This is a genomic window from Cupriavidus sp. L7L, from assembly GCF_004353535.1.
In the GTDB taxonomy this organism is placed as follows: Bacteria; Pseudomonadota; Gammaproteobacteria; order Burkholderiales; family Burkholderiaceae; genus Cupriavidus; species Cupriavidus oxalaticus_A.
Genome location: NZ_SMNY01000003.1, coordinates 441,845 through 457,398, shown reverse-complemented (window position 1 = coordinate 457,398; position 15,554 = coordinate 441,845). Strand labels below are relative to the sequence as shown.

At 59.6% G+C, this 15,554-nt stretch carries 14 protein-coding genes and 2 pseudogenes; 4 read left to right on the top strand and 12 right to left on the bottom strand.

Annotated features, from left to right (window positions below; genetic code table 11):
* Positions 1-9 precede the first annotated feature (9 nt).
* Together E1J61_RS04155 and E1J61_RS04150 are read right to left on the bottom strand one after the other, a co-directional pair.
* Positions 10-816, bottom strand: coding sequence for a transporter substrate-binding domain-containing protein (locus E1J61_RS04155; RefSeq protein ID WP_133092854.1), 807 nt, complete (start codon positions 814-816; stop codon positions 10-12).
* An 11-nt stretch (positions 817-827) separates the two neighbouring features.
* On the bottom strand, positions 828-1,592 hold the full coding sequence (locus E1J61_RS04150) for a GntR family transcriptional regulator (RefSeq protein WP_133092853.1): 765 nt from the start codon (positions 1,590-1,592) through the stop codon (positions 828-830).
* An 851-nt stretch (positions 1,593-2,443) separates the two neighbouring features.
* Here E1J61_RS04150 and E1J61_RS04145 point away from each other — a divergent pair.
* Complete coding sequence (locus tag E1J61_RS04145; RefSeq protein WP_133092852.1) at positions 2,444-2,986, top strand: hypothetical protein; 543 nt, start codon at positions 2,444-2,446, stop codon at positions 2,984-2,986.
* 371 nt (positions 2,987-3,357) lie between these two features.
* Here E1J61_RS04145 and E1J61_RS38780 read toward each other — a convergent pair.
* From E1J61_RS38780 to E1J61_RS04095, 10 genes and pseudogenes are all read right to left on the bottom strand, one after another.
* Positions 3,358-3,444 (bottom strand): annotated as a pseudogene (locus tag E1J61_RS38780) (DUF3141 domain-containing protein); the annotation flags it as partial.
* 7 nt (positions 3,445-3,451) lie between these two features.
* Entirely contained in the window at positions 3,452-5,863 is a 2,412-nt protein-coding gene (locus E1J61_RS04135) for a cation-translocating P-type ATPase (protein ID WP_133092851.1), read from the bottom strand.
* Positions 5,864-5,904: 41 nt separating this feature from the next.
* The gene (gene ppk2 / locus E1J61_RS04130) at positions 5,905-6,708 is read right to left on the bottom strand and encodes a polyphosphate kinase 2 (RefSeq protein ID WP_371702724.1); all 804 of its coding nucleotides are present in this window, start codon (positions 6,706-6,708) and stop codon (positions 5,905-5,907) included.
* A complete protein-coding gene (gene ftsH, locus E1J61_RS04125; protein WP_133092850.1) occupies positions 6,689-8,626 on the bottom strand; it encodes an ATP-dependent zinc metalloprotease FtsH in 1,938 nt (645 codons plus the stop codon). The genes ppk2 and ftsH overlap by 20 nt, the downstream gene beginning before the upstream one ends.
* Positions 8,627-8,745: 119 nt before the next feature.
* Positions 8,746-9,012 carry a DUF5676 family membrane protein gene (locus E1J61_RS04120; RefSeq protein WP_133092849.1) on the bottom strand — a complete coding sequence of 89 codons (267 nt, stop codon included), beginning with the start codon at positions 9,010-9,012 and terminating at the stop codon, positions 8,746-8,748.
* A gap of 36 nt (positions 9,013-9,048) precedes the next feature.
* Complete coding sequence (locus tag E1J61_RS04115) at positions 9,049-9,714, bottom strand: isoprenylcysteine carboxylmethyltransferase family protein (RefSeq protein ID WP_133092997.1); 666 nt, start codon at positions 9,712-9,714, stop codon at positions 9,049-9,051.
* Positions 9,714-9,974, bottom strand: coding sequence for a DUF2933 domain-containing protein (locus tag E1J61_RS04110; protein ID WP_133092848.1), 261 nt, complete (start codon positions 9,972-9,974; stop codon positions 9,714-9,716). Before E1J61_RS04110 ends, E1J61_RS04115 begins: the two co-directional genes overlap by 1 nt.
* 185 nt (positions 9,975-10,159) lie before the next feature.
* Positions 10,160-10,381, bottom strand: coding sequence for a hypothetical protein (locus tag E1J61_RS04105; protein ID WP_133092847.1), 222 nt, complete (start codon positions 10,379-10,381; stop codon positions 10,160-10,162).
* On the bottom strand, positions 10,378-12,711 hold the full coding sequence (locus E1J61_RS04100; protein ID WP_243736766.1) for a heavy metal translocating P-type ATPase: 2,334 nt from the start codon (positions 12,709-12,711) through the stop codon (positions 10,378-10,380). Before E1J61_RS04100 ends, E1J61_RS04105 begins: the two co-directional genes overlap by 4 nt.
* Before the next feature lie 338 nt (positions 12,712-13,049).
* Positions 13,050-13,325 (bottom strand): annotated as a pseudogene (locus E1J61_RS04095) (methionine adenosyltransferase); the annotation flags it as partial.
* A 264-nt stretch (positions 13,326-13,589) separates the two neighbouring features.
* Between E1J61_RS04095 and E1J61_RS04090 the strand changes: the two are divergent.
* Genes E1J61_RS04090 through E1J61_RS04080 form a run of 3 tightly spaced genes read left to right on the top strand, consistent with a single transcriptional unit; the run spans position 13,590 to position 15,528 of the window.
* Positions 13,590-14,180 (top strand): LemA family protein, encoded by a 591-nt coding sequence (locus tag E1J61_RS04090; RefSeq protein WP_133092996.1) that lies wholly within the window; start codon positions 13,590-13,592, stop codon positions 14,178-14,180.
* Positions 14,177-15,028, top strand: a complete 852-nt coding sequence (locus tag E1J61_RS04085; RefSeq protein ID WP_133092845.1) for a YgcG family protein — start codon at positions 14,177-14,179, stop codon at positions 15,026-15,028. Before E1J61_RS04090 ends, E1J61_RS04085 begins: the two co-directional genes overlap by 4 nt.
* Positions 15,028-15,528 (top strand): TPM domain-containing protein, encoded by a 501-nt coding sequence (locus E1J61_RS04080; RefSeq protein WP_133092844.1) that lies wholly within the window; start codon positions 15,028-15,030, stop codon positions 15,526-15,528. The genes E1J61_RS04085 and E1J61_RS04080 overlap by 1 nt, the downstream gene beginning before the upstream one ends.
* Positions 15,529-15,554 lie beyond the last annotated feature (26 nt).

The following is a 15,554-nucleotide window of genomic DNA, read 5'->3' as shown; positions in this document are numbered from 1 at the left end:
CGGTGCGTATCAGAGCTGCGCCGGCAGCGGACGCAGCAGCCACTTGATCGACAGCGTGTTCAGTGAGCCGTCCTTCTTGGCTTCGGCCAGGATGGCGTTGACCTTGTCCTGCAGCCCCTTCTCACCCTTGTTCATTCCGATGAAGCACGGCGAATTCTTGATCAGGAACTTGGTTTCGGGCGCCTTGGGCGGATGCTTGGCGATCAGCGTCGAGGCCACCACGTTGCCGGTGGCAATCAGTTGCACCTGCCCCGACAGAAAGGCCGAAATCGTGGCGTTGTTGTCTTCATAGCGCTTGATGTTCGCGCTGGCCGGAGCGATCTTGCTCAGTTCCAGGTCTTCCACGGCACCGCGCGTGACGCCAACAGTTTTGCCCGCCAGATCGGCCGCGCTTTTTACGGCAAGATCCGCCGGCCCGAACACGCCATTGAAGAACGGCGCATAGGCATCGGAGAAGTCGAGCACCTTTTCGCGCTCGGGATTCTTGCCCATGCTCGAGATCACCAGGTCTACCTTGCGCGTCTGCAGATACGGCACTCGGTTGGTGCTGGTCACTGGTACCAACTGCAGCTTTACACCCATCTTTTTGGCCATCAGCGCTGCCACGTCGATATCGAGGCCCTGAGGAGCCATATCTGCCCCTACCGAGCCAAACGGCGGGAAATCCTGTGGCACGGCCACGCGCAGTACGCCGGCCTTGGTGATATCGGCAAGTGTGTCGGCCTGCGCCGGCAGCACGGCCGCATATAAGCCGGCCAGCAGTGCACACATCAGGCCGCGGCGGGACAACTTGGATTTGGACAGGGCATGGAACATCGCGTGTTTCCTCAGGTTCGGGATGGGAATGGTTGATCCGCGGAAATCTCCGCGGCGGGTGATGCGGAATGCGGAACGCGTGCCGGACTTACCGGTGCCAGCGCCTGGCGAAGGTGTGAGAGCGGGTCGGCGGGGCCAACGGCATCAAGACTCGTATGCACCGCGCTAAGGTGTTCGGCCATCAGGCGCGCGGCTAACACGCCATCGCCTTCCGCAAGCGCGTTGACGATACCTTCGTGCTGGCCGCACGAGCGACCAGCATCGGCTGCGGACTGATTTCGACTAGCGACCAGTGTCGTGCGCGCGGTCAGGTCGCGCAGCGTATCCACCAACAGGCCATACCCCAATGATGCGCACAGGCAAACGTGAAAATCGCCCAGCAGGAAACTGCGCATGCTGGCGTCGTCGCCTTGGAGCGCGGCCTTTTCGCGTGCGATATGAACTTTGAGCGAATGAATGGCCTGCGCATGCGCCGGCCGATCCGGGCTGACTTCACGTAGCAACCCGGTTTCGATAATGCGGCGGGCGTCGAACGCTGAGCGGATGTCGTCAGTGCCGGGTTCCACCAGAAACCAGCCGCGTCGCGCGCTGACGGTTACCATGCCCCGCGCCGCCAGCCGCGACAATGCTTCACGCACCAGCGTGCGGCTCACGCCGAACAATGTGGCAAGTTCCTGCTCGCCCAGGCGGGAGCCGGGGAGCAGCTTCTGGCCAAGCATTGCCTCGGTGATGCGATTGGCGATGTCAGCAGGGGAGTTTTCGGTCGTTGCGTTCACGGCAACCACATGAGCAAGTGGTATGCCATACTTGTATGCAAGATTTGTCGCCAAAAAGGGGCGGGAACGCTAGTCGACAGTGGCAACTGCGCTGAGCGACTCCCCGAAACGGGGCATGTCGCGCTGCGATGGTGCGCGATGCGGGGCTTAATGAGGCTGCTCGCGTCTTGATTGTTGAGGTACATGGTTCGTGCGAGCCATGCACAGCTGTGTAAGACCGGTCACATTGCCCAAAGGCTTTGATTTCTAAGCGAAATTCGTCCGCGAGTACGACTGTCGTGAAGTGTAGTAATCGCGCGCCCTCGCCGTAGAACGAAGCAATTCCGTCACTCCGGAATCTGCCTGGAACCCCCGCCGCATATAGAAGTGCCGGCGACATATGTTTGCCCTGCCGGGCCCCTGCCCTTGTGCAGATAGTTCTTCTGTTCGGCGAATAAGGTGGCTCGGGGCGGCCTTCGCACGCTTGCGCAGCGCTCCGTGACGCGAGACCTGGTGTTCGCGCGTTGAGTAAATACGTTCGACGATGACAAGACGCTGATGACAGCGATGCCCGACTGATTGCTGCATCATGCCCTCGCCGTGCAAATTTGCAGGCGAGAACTAGCAGCCGAACTGCTGTAGGCCGGGGGGCAATTTTACTTCGGCGATTCTTGGGAAAGTGGGTCGCTTTTAAGCCGGCGTTGGCCATTTGGATGACCCTTTATGACTCCCGGGCTCGCTGGTTACTGGAGAGAAAGCCCGCACCCGGAGGTCGAAATTCGGGAGTTCTGTTGATTCTTATCAACTTGGTGGCATACACGCGGCATATGGTCCATATTAGATTGTCTTCCTTAGATATGAGGAGCCTTCCCATGGTCCACCTTCGCCACGTTCCCATACTCTTGGCAGCCGCCACCCTCGTGTGGGCGCCTGTCGCCTTCTCGGCTTCACCGTCGACGGAGGCTCAGCATGAGCAGCACCACCCTGCGGACCCGCCTAAGAAAGCGGCACCAGCAGTTGCACCGCCTGTAGCGCCCCAAGCCAAGGGAAATACTGACCTCGACGCTCAGATTGCACATTTGCGCGCAATCCGTGAGCGGCTGTCGCGGGCCAAATCACCAGAAGAGGTCCAGGCACTGATGGCCGAACGCAACAAGGTTATGCAAGACGCCGCGGCCATTATGCACAAGGACATGATGGGAATGGGAATGGGAATGGGAATGGCCGGCGCAGGCGGGATGCCTGCGCCCAAGGGTAAGGGCAGCGCAGCGCCTGCCCAAATGCAGATGTGTCAGGACATGATGGGCCAGCACATGGCCTTCATGCAGGAAATGATGCAGATGATGATGGACAACAAAGGCATGATGGGCGGCGGCATGGGGTCTGGGATGGGCCCTGGCATGATGAGCAAGTAACTTGCTGCCACTCCAACGCCTTGCCAATCAACTTGCAGTGGGCCTCATGCTCCACCTGAAGCTGCGCGCGACATTCGGTGTACATTCCCCTCCGATGGCTGGCGCCAGTAGCTCGCTGAAGCTCGTTGAGATGCGCGGATTGGCTCGCTTTGTAGCCGCCATGGCGATGCTTACGGCCTGTTCGAAAGAACGCCACATGTTGTCTGCTGTGCCTTCTTCCCGAGCGGTCCTGACGTCGTTGGCAATGCCTGCTACGAGTGATAGCCATGGCTGGAATCGCTCGGACCAGGCGTAAACGTCGCAATGCCTCTATCGCCTCTAGGCTTTGCAAGATGGCACGATGTTCGTGGCGCGCCACGCTCGCGGATACAGAGCGCCATGCCGACTTCGGAATCACGCTTGAAGCCTCCGATGCCAGGTCCGTGATCAGCTCGCGGGTCAATGACAATAACCCATGGCAGAAAGTCAGCCGGCAATGGGCGCGGCCACGCTGTCCGATACGGGCGGCGATGGGGCGCGTATGCCGGGTAGCTTCGTGCGCTTGAGTAACAGAGCGTTAATTGCCACCAAGGCGGAGCTACCCGACATGGATAGCGCTGCAATCTCAGGACTTAACGTGAAGGGGTAGAGCAGACCGGCTGCCAAGGGGAACGCCACCAGGTTGTAGGCTACCGCCCACCAGAGATTCTGGTGCATCTTTCGCAGGGTGGCACGCGACAACTCAATTGCCCCCACCACGTCAAACGGGTCACTCTTCATCAGCACAATGTCAGCGCTTTCCATCGCCACATCCGTGCCGGCGCCAATGGCAAAGCCTACGTCCGCCTGCGTCAGCGCAGGCGCGTCGTTGATGCCGTCGCCTACCATGCCAACCTTCTTGCCTTGTGCCTGCAGTTCTTTGACCTTTTCGGCTTTTTGCCCAGGCAACACGTCTGCGAGGACCAGCTCGATTCCCAGGCCTACAGCGATACGTTCCGCCGTGGCCTTGTTGTCCCCGGTCAGCATCGCCACCTGCACGCCTCGCTCTCGCAGCTTCTTGACTGCTGCTGCCGAAGTCGGTCGGGGGGCGTCGGCGATGGCAATCAGGCCAATCAGTTTGCCACCGTGTGCAACATGAATGACCGTTCGCCCCGCGCCTTGCATCATGTCGGCCTTCTCCGTCAGGCCGGTCATATCCACGCGTTGTGATGCCATCAGCTTGCGATTACCAAGCAGCGCCGGCCTCCCGTCGACATCCGCTTGGGCTCCCATACCGTCGATATTTGTAAAGCCGGTGGCGCTTGGCCTCGTCAATGCCCCAGCGCGTTTGAGGATGGCTTGGGCCAGTGGGTGTTCTGAAGCCTGCTCGACGGCGGCGGCAAGACCAAGCATCGCGTCTTCGTCCACGCCCTGCGGAGCGAAAATTTCCACGACCTCAGGTTCCCCCATGGTCAGGGTGCCCGTCTTGTCGAACACGACGACATTCAACTTGGTGGCTTCCTCCAAAGCCGAAGCGTTCTTGAACAAAATCCCGTTCATCGCGCCGAGGCCTGTACCAACCATCACCGCCATCGGAGTCGCGAGTCCAAGCGCATCGGGACAGGCAATCACGAAGACGGTAATGGTGAGCGTCAAGGCGAACAGCAGGGACTGGCCCAACCACCAATACCAAATGACGAATGTGAGGATGCCAATCCCCACGGCGGCAAGCACCAACCACTGGGATGCGCGGTCCGCCAGCAATTGCGCTGGCGCTTTCGAGTTCTGAGCCTCTTGCACCAGCTTGACGATTTGCGCCAGGGCGGTGTCACTGCCGACCCGGGTTGCTCGATAATGGAAGCTCCCGCTCTTGTTAATTGTTGCGCCGATGACGCTGTCGCCCGGTCCCTTCCTCACGGGTAGCGACTCGCCAGTCAGCATCGATTCGTCCACTTGAGAGCTTCCGTCGATGACCTCACCGTCAGCGGGAATCTTGTTGCCGGGACGGATGATGACGATGTCACCCAGCTTGACGTCGGCAGTTGGTATTTCCACCTCGCGGCCATCACGCAGTACCATCGCCTTGGGCGGAGCCAGGTTCATCAGCGAGCGAATCGCGTCCGACGCGCCAGCGCGAGCGCGCATCTCCAGCCAGTGTCCCAGCAGGATGAATACCAGCAACACGGCCGACGCCTCGTAAAACTGCTCTCCAGGAAAGAAGAAGGTTGCTCCGACGCTGAACAGATAGCCCGTACCGACAGAGAGGACAACCAGCGTGGCCATGTTGAGCGTGCCGTCCTGGAGGGCGCGCCACGCGGATACGAAGAAGGGCCAACTGGGATATAGGATGGCCGCGCTCGCTAACAAGAACAGCCACTGGTTCATGCCCAGACCGAACGGCGGAGCCGGCATGGGAATTTGCATTCCCATCGGCGCGTAGAGAAAGATGGGAATCGTGAACACCAGGCAAATCCAGAAGCGGTTTCGCATGTCGCGAACCATCGCCGCCATGTCCATGCCGGCGCCGTGTCCCATGTCATGGGCCATCTGGCCATGTGTCGCGTGGGCCTGCGCTTTCGCTGCGTGGGAATGGTCCTCGTGTCTGCCGAGCGCTGCCAGCCGGGCTGCTGTACTCGCTTGCCCGCTATCAACTCCGGTCGAAGCTGCTGCTGGTGGGTCTTCCGGGATGCAAATGTGCCGTGGCACCAGTTCGCCATGGCAATGATGGCCGCACTCATCCAGCCTTGCCTTGATTTCACTCAGGCTAGTTACAGCGTCGTCGTACTCGACAGTCGTGCTGCCCGAGACACAGTTGACCGCTGCCTTGACGACACCGGGCAATCTGGTGAGGCGCTTCTCCACCCCGTGAGCGCTAAGAACGGAAAGCAGGCCTCCAACTTCAATGATGCTGGTCTTCATCTCACCCATCCTCGCAGTTCGCAGGTCTTGCCGAGCTACCTTTACTTCGCAATCGCCCCGCTCAGCAGATGTTCCTCAGCATAAGGAAACACAACTTCCGGATTAGGGCGAATCAGCTCATCGTCCTTGTCCGCATAGTGCAGGCGCGTCAGCAAATCCTTGATGACGCTGAGGCGCGCGACCCGCTTGTCGTCGGCGCGTACCACATTCCATGGCACGATGTCGCTGGTCCGAGCAAAAATCTCGTTGCGAGCCTTGCTGTACTTCTTCCAAAGTGACACCGCCTGCTCGTCAATGGGGCTGACTTTCCACTGCTTTAGCGGGTCTCGGCGGCGCTCTTCGATGCGCTTTTTCTGTTCGCCCTTGCTGATGTCCAGGTAGTACTTGATAAGACGAATCCCTGAGCGCACAAGCATCCCTTCGAACTCTGGGACGCTTGCCATGAACTCCTCAACCTCGGCGTCGGTGCAGAAGCCCATCACGCGTTCCACGCCCGCTCGGTTGTACCAACTCCGATTGAAAAGCGTGAACTCGCCGGCGGCCGGGAGTTCGGCCGTATAGCGCCGGAAGTACCATGAGCCTCGGTCACGGTCAGAAGGCTTTCCAAGCGCGACGACGCGGGTTTCACGCGGGCTGAGATGTTCGACAATGCGCTTGATGGTGCCGTCCTTCCCAGCGGCGTCCCTGCCTTCAAATATCACCAGAATCCGGTCGCTGCAGGAAATGAAGTGCTTCTGTAGCTTGACCAGTTCGATTTGAAGCAGGTGGAGACTCTCCTCATAGTCCTCATGGGAGATGGCGCTTACCTCGGACGTAACGCTCTTCCTACTTGCCTTCATTTTCATGGTTCACCTTCCGCGAATCGTGCCCATCGGGCTTGGCTGGGTGGGGCTTCCCAGGCGTGAGCGGGGTAACTTTCTCGGAGAGGAGCAGTTCCAGGGCAGGTCGGTCGACAACCTCCTGTTCGAGCAGCAGCTTTGCCAGCGCGTCCAGCTTGTGCCGGTGTGCCAGCAGTGTCTGCTTCACCCGCTGGCTTGCGTCACCCAGAATCTTCCGGACTTCCGCGTCAATGATTTGCGCGGTATTCTCGCTGTATTCCTTGCGTTCCCGAGGCATCAGTCCTGCCCCATTAAGGAGTGGGTTCGGCAAGTCCTCGTACGTGGCAAGACCGAGCTGCTCGCTCATGCCGAACTGCGTAATCATCCGGCGAGCCATGTCTGTTGCGCGTTGCAGGTCATTCTGTGCGCCTGTCGAAACGTCGCCGAAGACAAGTTGCTCGGCCATGCGCCCGCCGAGCAGCACATCGAGCCGGTCAAGCAGTTCACTCTGCTTTAGCAGATAGCGGTCCTCTGTGGGTGTCTGCTGGGTATAGCCGAGCGCGGCCACGCCACGTGGAATGATGGAAACCTTCGATACCCGGTCGGCACGGGGCCGCAACTCCGCCACGATGGCGTGACCTGCCTCGTGGTAGGCGATGGTTTCCTTTTCCTGCGCATTCATCACGCGATTCTTTTTTTCCAGGCCGCCAATGATGCGGTCTAACGCCTCGTCGAAGTCGGCCATGTCGACCGCGTCCTTGCCCTTGCGTGCCGCCAGCAGGGCGGCCTCATTGACTAGATTGGCAAGGTCAGCTCCCGCGAATCCCGGGGTTCTGGCAGCTAGCTTGGTCAGCTCCACCCCCGGTGCCAGTGTGACATTTTTGCTATGCACCTTCAGGATTTGCTCCCGGCCCTTCAGGTCCGGGCGGTCCAGAGCGATGTGACGGTCAAATCGGCCCGGGCGAAGTAGCGCAGGGTCGAGAATCTCCGGGCGGTTGGTCGCGGCCATGATGATGACGCCTTTGTTGGTATCAAAGCCGTCCATCTGGACCAGCAACTGATTCAGTGTCTGTTCGCGTTCGTCGTTTCCGGACATCGCGTTGAGCGCACGGGTCTTGCCGAGCGCATCGAGTTCGTCAATAAAGATGATGCAAGGCGCCTTAGTCTCGGCCTGGTTGAAGAGGTCGCGAACGCGCGCAGCCCCAACACCTACAAACATCTCAACGAACTCCGAGCCACTCATGCTGAAGAATGGAACGCCAGCCTCGCCAGCGACAGCCTTCGCCAGCAGCGTCTTGCCAGTTCCCGGCGCACCGAGAAGCAACACGCCTTTGGGAATCTTGCCGCCCAGGCGCCGGTAGCGCTGCGGGTCCTTCAGGAAGTTGACGATTTCGGCGAGCTCTTCCTTAGCCTCGTCGATGCCGGCGACGTCAGCAAACGTCACGCCGGTTTCTTTTTGCATGTAGACCTTGGCCTTGCTCTTGCCAATCTCCATCATGCCGCTGGCGGCTCCGCCTACCCGCTTGATGAGGAAGCTCCAGACGGCAAAGAAGAGCAATGCAGGGACCACCCAGGACAGCAGCATCCCAATCCATTTGTTATCGGCCTGCCCGACAAAGCGAACTTTTGCAGTTTCGAGCTCTTGCACCAGAATGGGGTCGTTGACGCGGACTGTCGAGAAGGCGTGGTCTCCTTTCCCCTGCTGCAGCATCTCGTCGACCTGTTGCTTGGGAAGCAGACTCTCAACGCCATCGGTGTTAAGCGTTCCCGTGATGATGCCTTCCCCGAGGGTGACGTTCTTGAGCTTGCCGGCCTTCAATAGGACCTTGAAGTCGCTGTACGGCAGCGTTTGGACGTGAGAAGGAGTGAAGAAGCTCTGAAGGACGAGTATCGCCGTGACCGCCGCGAGTATGTACCAAAGGGAAAATTGTTGACGCGGTTCCATGAGGGCCTTTCAACATGTCGGGTAAGAGCAAGAAGAATCGGCGGTCGCTGCTGTTTGCAGTCGGCCGCCGGTTGGGACGTGGTGCTAGACCTTGCAGTCATACAGCCCGCGTCCCAGGGTCATTTCTCTCCGCGTAGGCTGTTGTGCAACCATGCAAAGAATGCACCGGCAGCAAAGAACCACACTGCAAACACAAAGGCCGGGTAGATGACGGACCACCAGGACAACTGTTCGCCGGTCTGCAGGCGTCGGAAGTCGAGTCCGTGAAAGAGCACGTTCATGAAGTTCATGAAAGACTCAGGGAGTGCCAGCCAGACCAACGTGCATAAGGCATAGAACAGCACGACTGTCGCAGATAGCGTCACACCAGTTTTGAAGGGTTTCATGGCAGCCTCCACGTGTGGGGAAGAAAACGACTGCATTCAACGAGGGCGAGTCCGGGGGGCATCGCCTCCCGGGATATGCGGGATGAACGCTGGCGTCTTTCGGCGGTAATCCTCATATTCCTGCCCGAATTCCGCCAGTGCGTCCTGCTCCTCTGCCTTAGCAAGGCGAACGTACATCCAGGCCAGGATGGGGAACATCACCAACGTGAGTATCGTCGGCCATTGCAGCAGGAATCCCAACATAATCACGATGAACGCTACATACTGCGGATGCCGCATACGTGCGTAGAGCCCAGTGGTGGCCAGGGTGTGTTCTTGCTGAGCCTTGTACAAGACTCGCCACGCCGCTGACAGCATGAGGAATCCGCCGAAAATCAGAATGTCGCTGGCGATGTGGAAGGGGCCCAGGTGGGGATTGCCCCGCCAGCCGTAAATCATCTCAGGAAGATGACCGGCGTCATGGGACAGGAAGTCGATACCGGGAAACTTTGTCGACAGCCATGGCAACAGGAGATAGATGGTCAGGGGAATCCCATACATCTCGGTGAAGAGCGCCACAATGAACGCCGAGAAGGCTCCAAAGGAGCGCCAGTCCCGAGGGGTCTTCGGCTTGGTAAAGCTGAAGGCAAAGATGAGGAAGACCGCCGAGTTAATAATCACCAGCGACCAAAGGCCGTAGCCGCTTTGCGCGTTGTGCTCCATCATCTCTCTCCCTTTTTGCCTGTGTCGCTGGAGTCATCGCGCCCTCCGTGACCGTTGCCATGGCCGTGATGCATGAAGAGATGCATCAACGGACATGCCGCCAGGAGCAGGAACGGCAGGAACTGAATGACGTGCGCCCTGTGTTCCGTCCAGAGGAAGTAGCCAATTACCAATAGAAAGCCAATCGTGACAAGCTTGGAGCGGGAAATCTTTCGCTCTGTATCCTCCGGGTGCTCGTGACTGCTGTGGTCGTGATTCATACCTTCCTCCAACGAAGAAAAGCCCCGGGTTGTCTCTTAGCAGTAGCCGTGGTGATGCCGAGGCATGTATCGTGCGGGGTCTCGCCGAAACGCGGCTCGCGGTGCCTCGGATTCAAAGTACAACGTCTTACCGCCGGCACCAGCTGTGAAGGCCTGAGCAGTATCGACCTTGACAGACCTCCTCATCAATGACTGCCTCGGGCCTTACGCTCACGCTCCACGGCCTGATGAATATCGCGCTCGCACTGACGGGAAAGCCGCCAGCTAACCCACACCACGACGATTGGGCAGGAAAGCAAAAGGATTGCGAGCAGAACGGAGAGTATTGAAATGCCAAACCAATACAAAACAGCAAAGGCTAGCAGCGTCGCAATGACGGCGCATACCCATGCGACGGCGTGCTTCATGTTGCCTCCGTACTGGCCTGGCCGAGCCTCACACGCTTAAGCAGCGCGGAGTTGGCCACGACGCTCAATGAGGACAGCGCCATGGCTGCCGCCGCAATAATGGGGTTCAACAGTCCGAAGGCTGCGACCGGGATGCCAATAGTGTTGTAGATGAACGCCCAGAAGAGGTTCTGCTTAATTTTGCGCATCGTGGCGCGCGACAGTTGGATGGACGCCACGACGTCACGAACGTCGTCGCGAATGAGGATGATGCTTCCCGTCTCCTTGGCGACGTCCGAGCCAGAGCCGATTGCAATGCCGATGTCGGCTGCCGCAAGGGCGGGGGCGTCGTTCACACCGTCACCTACCATCGCCACGACTTCGCCCTGTTTCTGCAGTGTCTGAATGGTCTCGACCTTGTCTTCCGGCATGACTTCGGCAATCACGTGGTCGATGCCAACCTGCCGGCCAATGGCCTCCGCCGTCCGACGGTTGTCTCCACTTAGCAGCACGACCTTGGTGTTGCGAGCCTTCAGGGCTGCGACAGCCTCGGCTGCCTCAGGCTTCACCGTGTCGGCCACTGCGACTACACCAAGCAGCGTATTACCGGCACCGACCAGCATGGCGGTCTTCCCGTCTGCCTCGAGCCTTCGAAGCACCGACTCAGCGTTACCAGTTGGAATTCCCTGGCTCCCAAACAGACGCCGATTCCCGAGCCAGGCCTGTTGGCCTTCGACTTGTCCCCGAATGCCCATGCCAGACAGGGCAGTAATGGCGGTGGCCTTGGGAATGGCAAGGCCGCGATGTTCTGCCGCACGCACGATGGCTTCGCCCAGAGGATGCTCAGACCCACTTTCGACGGCTGCCGCAAGGGTCAACAGGGTTGATTCCTCGTGATTCGAGAACGAGATGACATCGGTGACGGTCGGCTCTCCGCGCGTAATCGTACCGGTCTTGTCAAAGACCACCGCCGTCAGCTTCTCGGCGCGCTCCAGCACTTCACCACCGCGTATCAGGATGCCGTTGTCGGCCCCCTTGCCCACGCCAACCATCAGTGCAGCAGGCGTCGCCACGCCGAGTGCGCATGGGCAAGAGATAATCAGGACGGCCACAAACGCAAGTAGCCCGTGCGGGAAATGGCCCGCCACGGTCCACCCCACCAGGGCCAGCAGGGCAATGGACACAACCGCCGGCACGAAGTAGCCGGTGACCTGGTCGGCCAGCCGTTGAATCTGCGCGGTGCTGGCCTGGGCGTCCTCGACCATCTTGATAATCTGTGCGAGCGCGGTATCGGCACCGATTTTCGTGGCTTGGAGAGTGAAGGCGCCGCTGCGGTTGAGCGTGCCGCCAATGACTGCGGCGCCAGGCTTTTTCTCCACAGGCATCGACTCGCCGGTCAGCATGGACTCATCGACGCTGGACTCGCCCTCAACGACCTTGCCGTCCGTCGGAATCTTTTCACCCGGGCGTACGATGACCGCTTCGCCCACCATGATGCTCTCCGCCGGAATTTCCACTTCCTTCCCATCACGCAGTACATGCGCGACGGCGGGACGTAAGTCGAGCAGGCGTCGAACGGCGGCGGAGGACTTCTTCTTGATGATTTCCTCCATGTACTTGCCCAGCAGCACGAAGGCGATAATCACCGCCGAGACTTCAAAATAGACATCCCGCTCTGCGACCTTCACCGGCAGCCAGGAGGGGAAGAACAGCACCACTACGCTATAGAAATACGCCACGGACGTCCCTAGGGCAATGAGGAAGTCCATGTTGATATTGCGTGTTCTGATGGCGTTCCACGCACCCTTGTAGAAGCTCCAGCCGCCAATGAACTGCACGGGCGTGACGAGCAGGAACAGCCACATCCCCCATGTGAGCCAGGGCAAGCCCGGAATGGGCGCCCAGGTGAGCAAGGTCGCGCCTGCCGCCAACGCCAGGAAGGCACCTGCCCGCAGCACCGCCAGCGCGAGGACACCCGTAAGGGCAATCGTCACGCGCGTCTTCATGGCTTTCAGTTCGCTCTCTGGCGACTCGAAAGTCCGCAGACAGCTTTCGCTGCAGAAATAGTACTTGCGATTGCCGCGTTCGGTGGACAGGGCTGTGGCCTTGTCGACCATCATCCCGCAGATAGGGTCCTTTGCGAGTTGCTTGGCACCGCCGGTGCCGGGTGGGATGGCGGCCGTGGCGGGCGGCGAAATGCTAGCGCCCGCCGGGGTATCCTCGGCTGACGGCGGAGCAATGTATTGGGCCGGGTTGGCGAGGAACGCCTGGTGGCAGTGGCGGGAGCAGAACCAATAGCGCTTGTGGTCGGCCTCCGCACTGGCGGCCGCTTCCCCGGGAGAAACTTCCATGCCACAAACAGGGTCGCGCACGTATTGCTGGCGAGCAGTTTCCAGGCGACTTGTCGGTTGGGGCGCGCGCCCACCCGTAACGGTGGATTCTTCTCCAACTGTAGGGGTTGTAGGGGTAGCGGACCTGGTCGACATGCCATCCTCCTGGGGGCGATTGGCGGCTGCAAGGCAGGATTTGCCTTAATAGTCTCGTCCTTCGGGGAACTTGCTTATTGATGTCAATCAAGGAATGCGAATTGCCCGCGCCTTCGCGAACGATGGCGATGCTCGAAAATGGTGCCTTAGTGTATGGATGCCGGCAGGCGAGAAGGCCTTAGATCACAGGAATCGTCCCTGTCGCCAACTCCTAGCAATCGAATCGGTCGCAGTAGCTGTCCGCCACCGAATTTCGGCGCACTCATGCCGCCAACGAGGAGTGCCTTGTCGAGTTGAAGTGTTGGATAGCGCCGTACGCCTCAAGGTACGCGCGGCACAGGGCCTGGGCCGCAGCCTCGACGGCGCCGTCGCAAAGGCTGTCTGGGTCCGATGCCTTTGTGCTCGCACGTCTCGGTCTGTTCAATCCACCACGAAGGTGTTGTTGAGACGGAAATCGCAATGTTCTCGGCGGCCGGCATAACCTACCTCAATAGGTACCAGATAGAGTCATTTTATGTAGCCGGACCAAGTGCGCGGACGCGCGGTCGGCCCACTGCTAGTCGCTGTTGAGGCAAATCAAGCAATCGGTCTGCCGCACAACCTAGGATGAGTGATGAAAACCCCATTTTCGATAGGGCAGGCTGTATCCTGCATGCTCACGGTTCGAATTGTTGGCTCGGCAGGCGACGGCAGCGAAAGAACGGAGGTGTCTCGTGCGCAAGATAGGGTTGGTACTGGCGGCAATGCTCCTGATTGGTCTGGCAGGCTGCGGCTACAACACAATTCAGTCGCAGGATGAACAGGTCAAGGCAAGCTGGTCGGAGGTTGTGAACCAGTACCAACGCCGGGCCGACTTAGTGCCGAATCTGGTGAACACCGTGAAAGGCTACGCCAGCCATGAGCGCGAGGTCCTGACAGCGGTGACAGAGGCCCGAGCACGCGTTGGCACCATCCAGGTCACGCCCGAGACCCTGAACGACTCGAAGGCATTCGCCCAATTCCAGGCCGCGCAGCAGCAGTTGTCGGGGACCTTGTCCAGGCTTTTGGCAGTTTCCGAGAACTATCCGCAATTGAAGGCCGACGCTGGCTTCAGGGATTTGCAGTCCCAACTCGAGGGTACCGAGAATCGGATTGCCGTCGCGCGAAACCGGTATATCCAGTCCGTTCAAGCGTACAACGTGACCGTGCGTTCGTTGCCTTCAAATCTGACGGCAATGGTTTTGGGCTACAAGGAGAAGCCCAACTTCACGGTGGCAAACGAAACGGCGATAGCCAAGCCACCACAAGTTGGCTTTGGTGCGGGTCCTGCCAGTGCCCCTGGAGGTGTCAAGTGAAATGGCTTTTGGCTGCCAAAGGCCTGTTCCTGGTCTTTCTGGCTTGTGTGTCTCTGGGCGCGGCGGCGGAAGTTGCCATTCCCGGCCTGACGGCGCGGGTGACCGACCTGACCGGCGCGCTGACAAGCGAACAACGGGCGGCCCTCGAACAAAGGCTGCAAGCCTTCGAGAGCGAGACGGGAAGTCAGATAGGGGTGCTGATGGTCCCCACCACGCAACCCGAGGACATTGCACAATACTCCATTCGCGTGGTCGAGCAATGGAAGCTCGGGCGGAAGGGAACGGATGACGGAGCACTGCTCATCATCGCCATGGATGACCGGACAGTCCGCATCGAGGTTGGCTATGGCCTGGAAGGCGTACTCACCGACGCCATGAGCAAGCGCATCATCAGCGATGACATCGTTCCCCGCTTCAAACAGGGGGACTTCTATGGCGGCGTCACGGCTGGCGTCGAACGCATCATTACTGTTATCAACGGCGAGCCGTTGCCACCACCGAGGCGAACAAGAGGCGAGCGCGGCGATGACCCGGTGCGGCAGTTTCTGCCAGTCATCCTGGTGCTGACGCTCGTGGTGGGCGGAGTGCTGCGCTCCCTCCTGGGCCGAGGTCCAGGCGCCGTTGCCACCGGAGGCGTGGTCGGCATTATCGGATGGGTACTGTCCGGAGCAATCGCTGTCGGCGTACTGGCTGGCGCTATCGCGCTCTTCTTTACGATGTTTGGTGGCTCCCACATGGGCTTGCGGGGTATCGGCGGTCGTGGCGGCTTTGGAGGCGGCTCTGGACGAGGTGGATTTGGTGGCGGCGGTGGTGGCTTTGGCGGCGGCGGCGCCTCGGGGAAATGGTGATGGCGAATCTCCAGCGCATGGCGCGACATCTGCTGATGACGCACTGGCGAGTCAGGCGAACCTTCCCGCGCGAAACCTTACTCGCAATCGAGCAGGCCATTGCGACCGGTGAGTCTACGCATATTGGTCAGCTTCGATTCGCTGTAGAGGGAGCGCTGAGCCTTGCAGCGCTAAGCAAGGGTCTCACGGCACGTGAGCGTGCCATCGAGGTCTTTTCGCAACTGCATGTTTGGGATACGGAACACAACAATGGCGTCTTGATTTACCTGTTGCTGGCAGACCGCAGCGTTGAGATTGTTGCTGACCGTGGAATCCATGGGCGGGTGCGGCAAGGAGAGTGGGACACCATTTGCCGAGAGATGGAGGACGCCTTTCGCCGGAATGAATTCCGGCTGGGAGTGCTTCGAGGCATAACGGCCGTTGGAACCCTTCTGGCAACACACTTTCCTGCTGGTGTTGGCGGCACGGACGAATTACTCAATACGCCAGTAATTCTGTAGGTCGCGATAGTCCGCTCGAAGTTCTC

Bases quoted from the DNA above. Each gene is read 5' to 3' on its own strand.
- E1J61_RS04155 (WP_133092854.1), bottom strand. From the start codon at position 816: ATGTTCCATGCCCTGTCCAAATCCAAGTTGTCCCGCCGCGGCCTGATG.
- E1J61_RS04145 (WP_133092852.1), top strand. From the start codon at position 2,444: ATGGTCCACCTTCGCCACGTTCCCATACTCTTGGCAGCCGCCACCCTC.
- E1J61_RS04135 (WP_133092851.1), bottom strand. From the start codon at position 5,863: ATGAAGACCAGCATCATTGAAGTTGGAGGCCTGCTTTCCGTTCTTAGC.
- ppk2 (WP_371702724.1), bottom strand. From the start codon at position 6,708: ATGAAAATGAAGGCAAGTAGGAAGAGCGTTACGTCCGAGGTAAGCGCC.
- ftsH (WP_133092850.1), bottom strand. From the start codon at position 8,626: ATGGAACCGCGTCAACAATTTTCCCTTTGGTACATACTCGCGGCGGTC.
- E1J61_RS04120 (WP_133092849.1), bottom strand. From the start codon at position 9,012: ATGAAACCCTTCAAAACTGGTGTGACGCTATCTGCGACAGTCGTGCTG.
- E1J61_RS04115 (WP_133092997.1), bottom strand. From the start codon at position 9,714: ATGGAGCACAACGCGCAAAGCGGCTACGGCCTTTGGTCGCTGGTGATT.
- E1J61_RS04110 (WP_133092848.1), bottom strand. From the start codon at position 9,974: ATGAATCACGACCACAGCAGTCACGAGCACCCGGAGGATACAGAGCGA.
- E1J61_RS04105 (WP_133092847.1), bottom strand. From the start codon at position 10,381: ATGAAGCACGCCGTCGCATGGGTATGCGCCGTCATTGCGACGCTGCTA.
- E1J61_RS04100 (WP_243736766.1), bottom strand. From the start codon at position 12,711: ATGGAAGTTTCTCCCGGGGAAGCGGCCGCCAGTGCGGAGGCCGACCAC.
- E1J61_RS04090 (WP_133092996.1), top strand. From the start codon at position 13,590: ATGCTCCTGATTGGTCTGGCAGGCTGCGGCTACAACACAATTCAGTCG.
- E1J61_RS04080 (WP_133092844.1), top strand. From the start codon at position 15,028: ATGGCGAATCTCCAGCGCATGGCGCGACATCTGCTGATGACGCACTGG.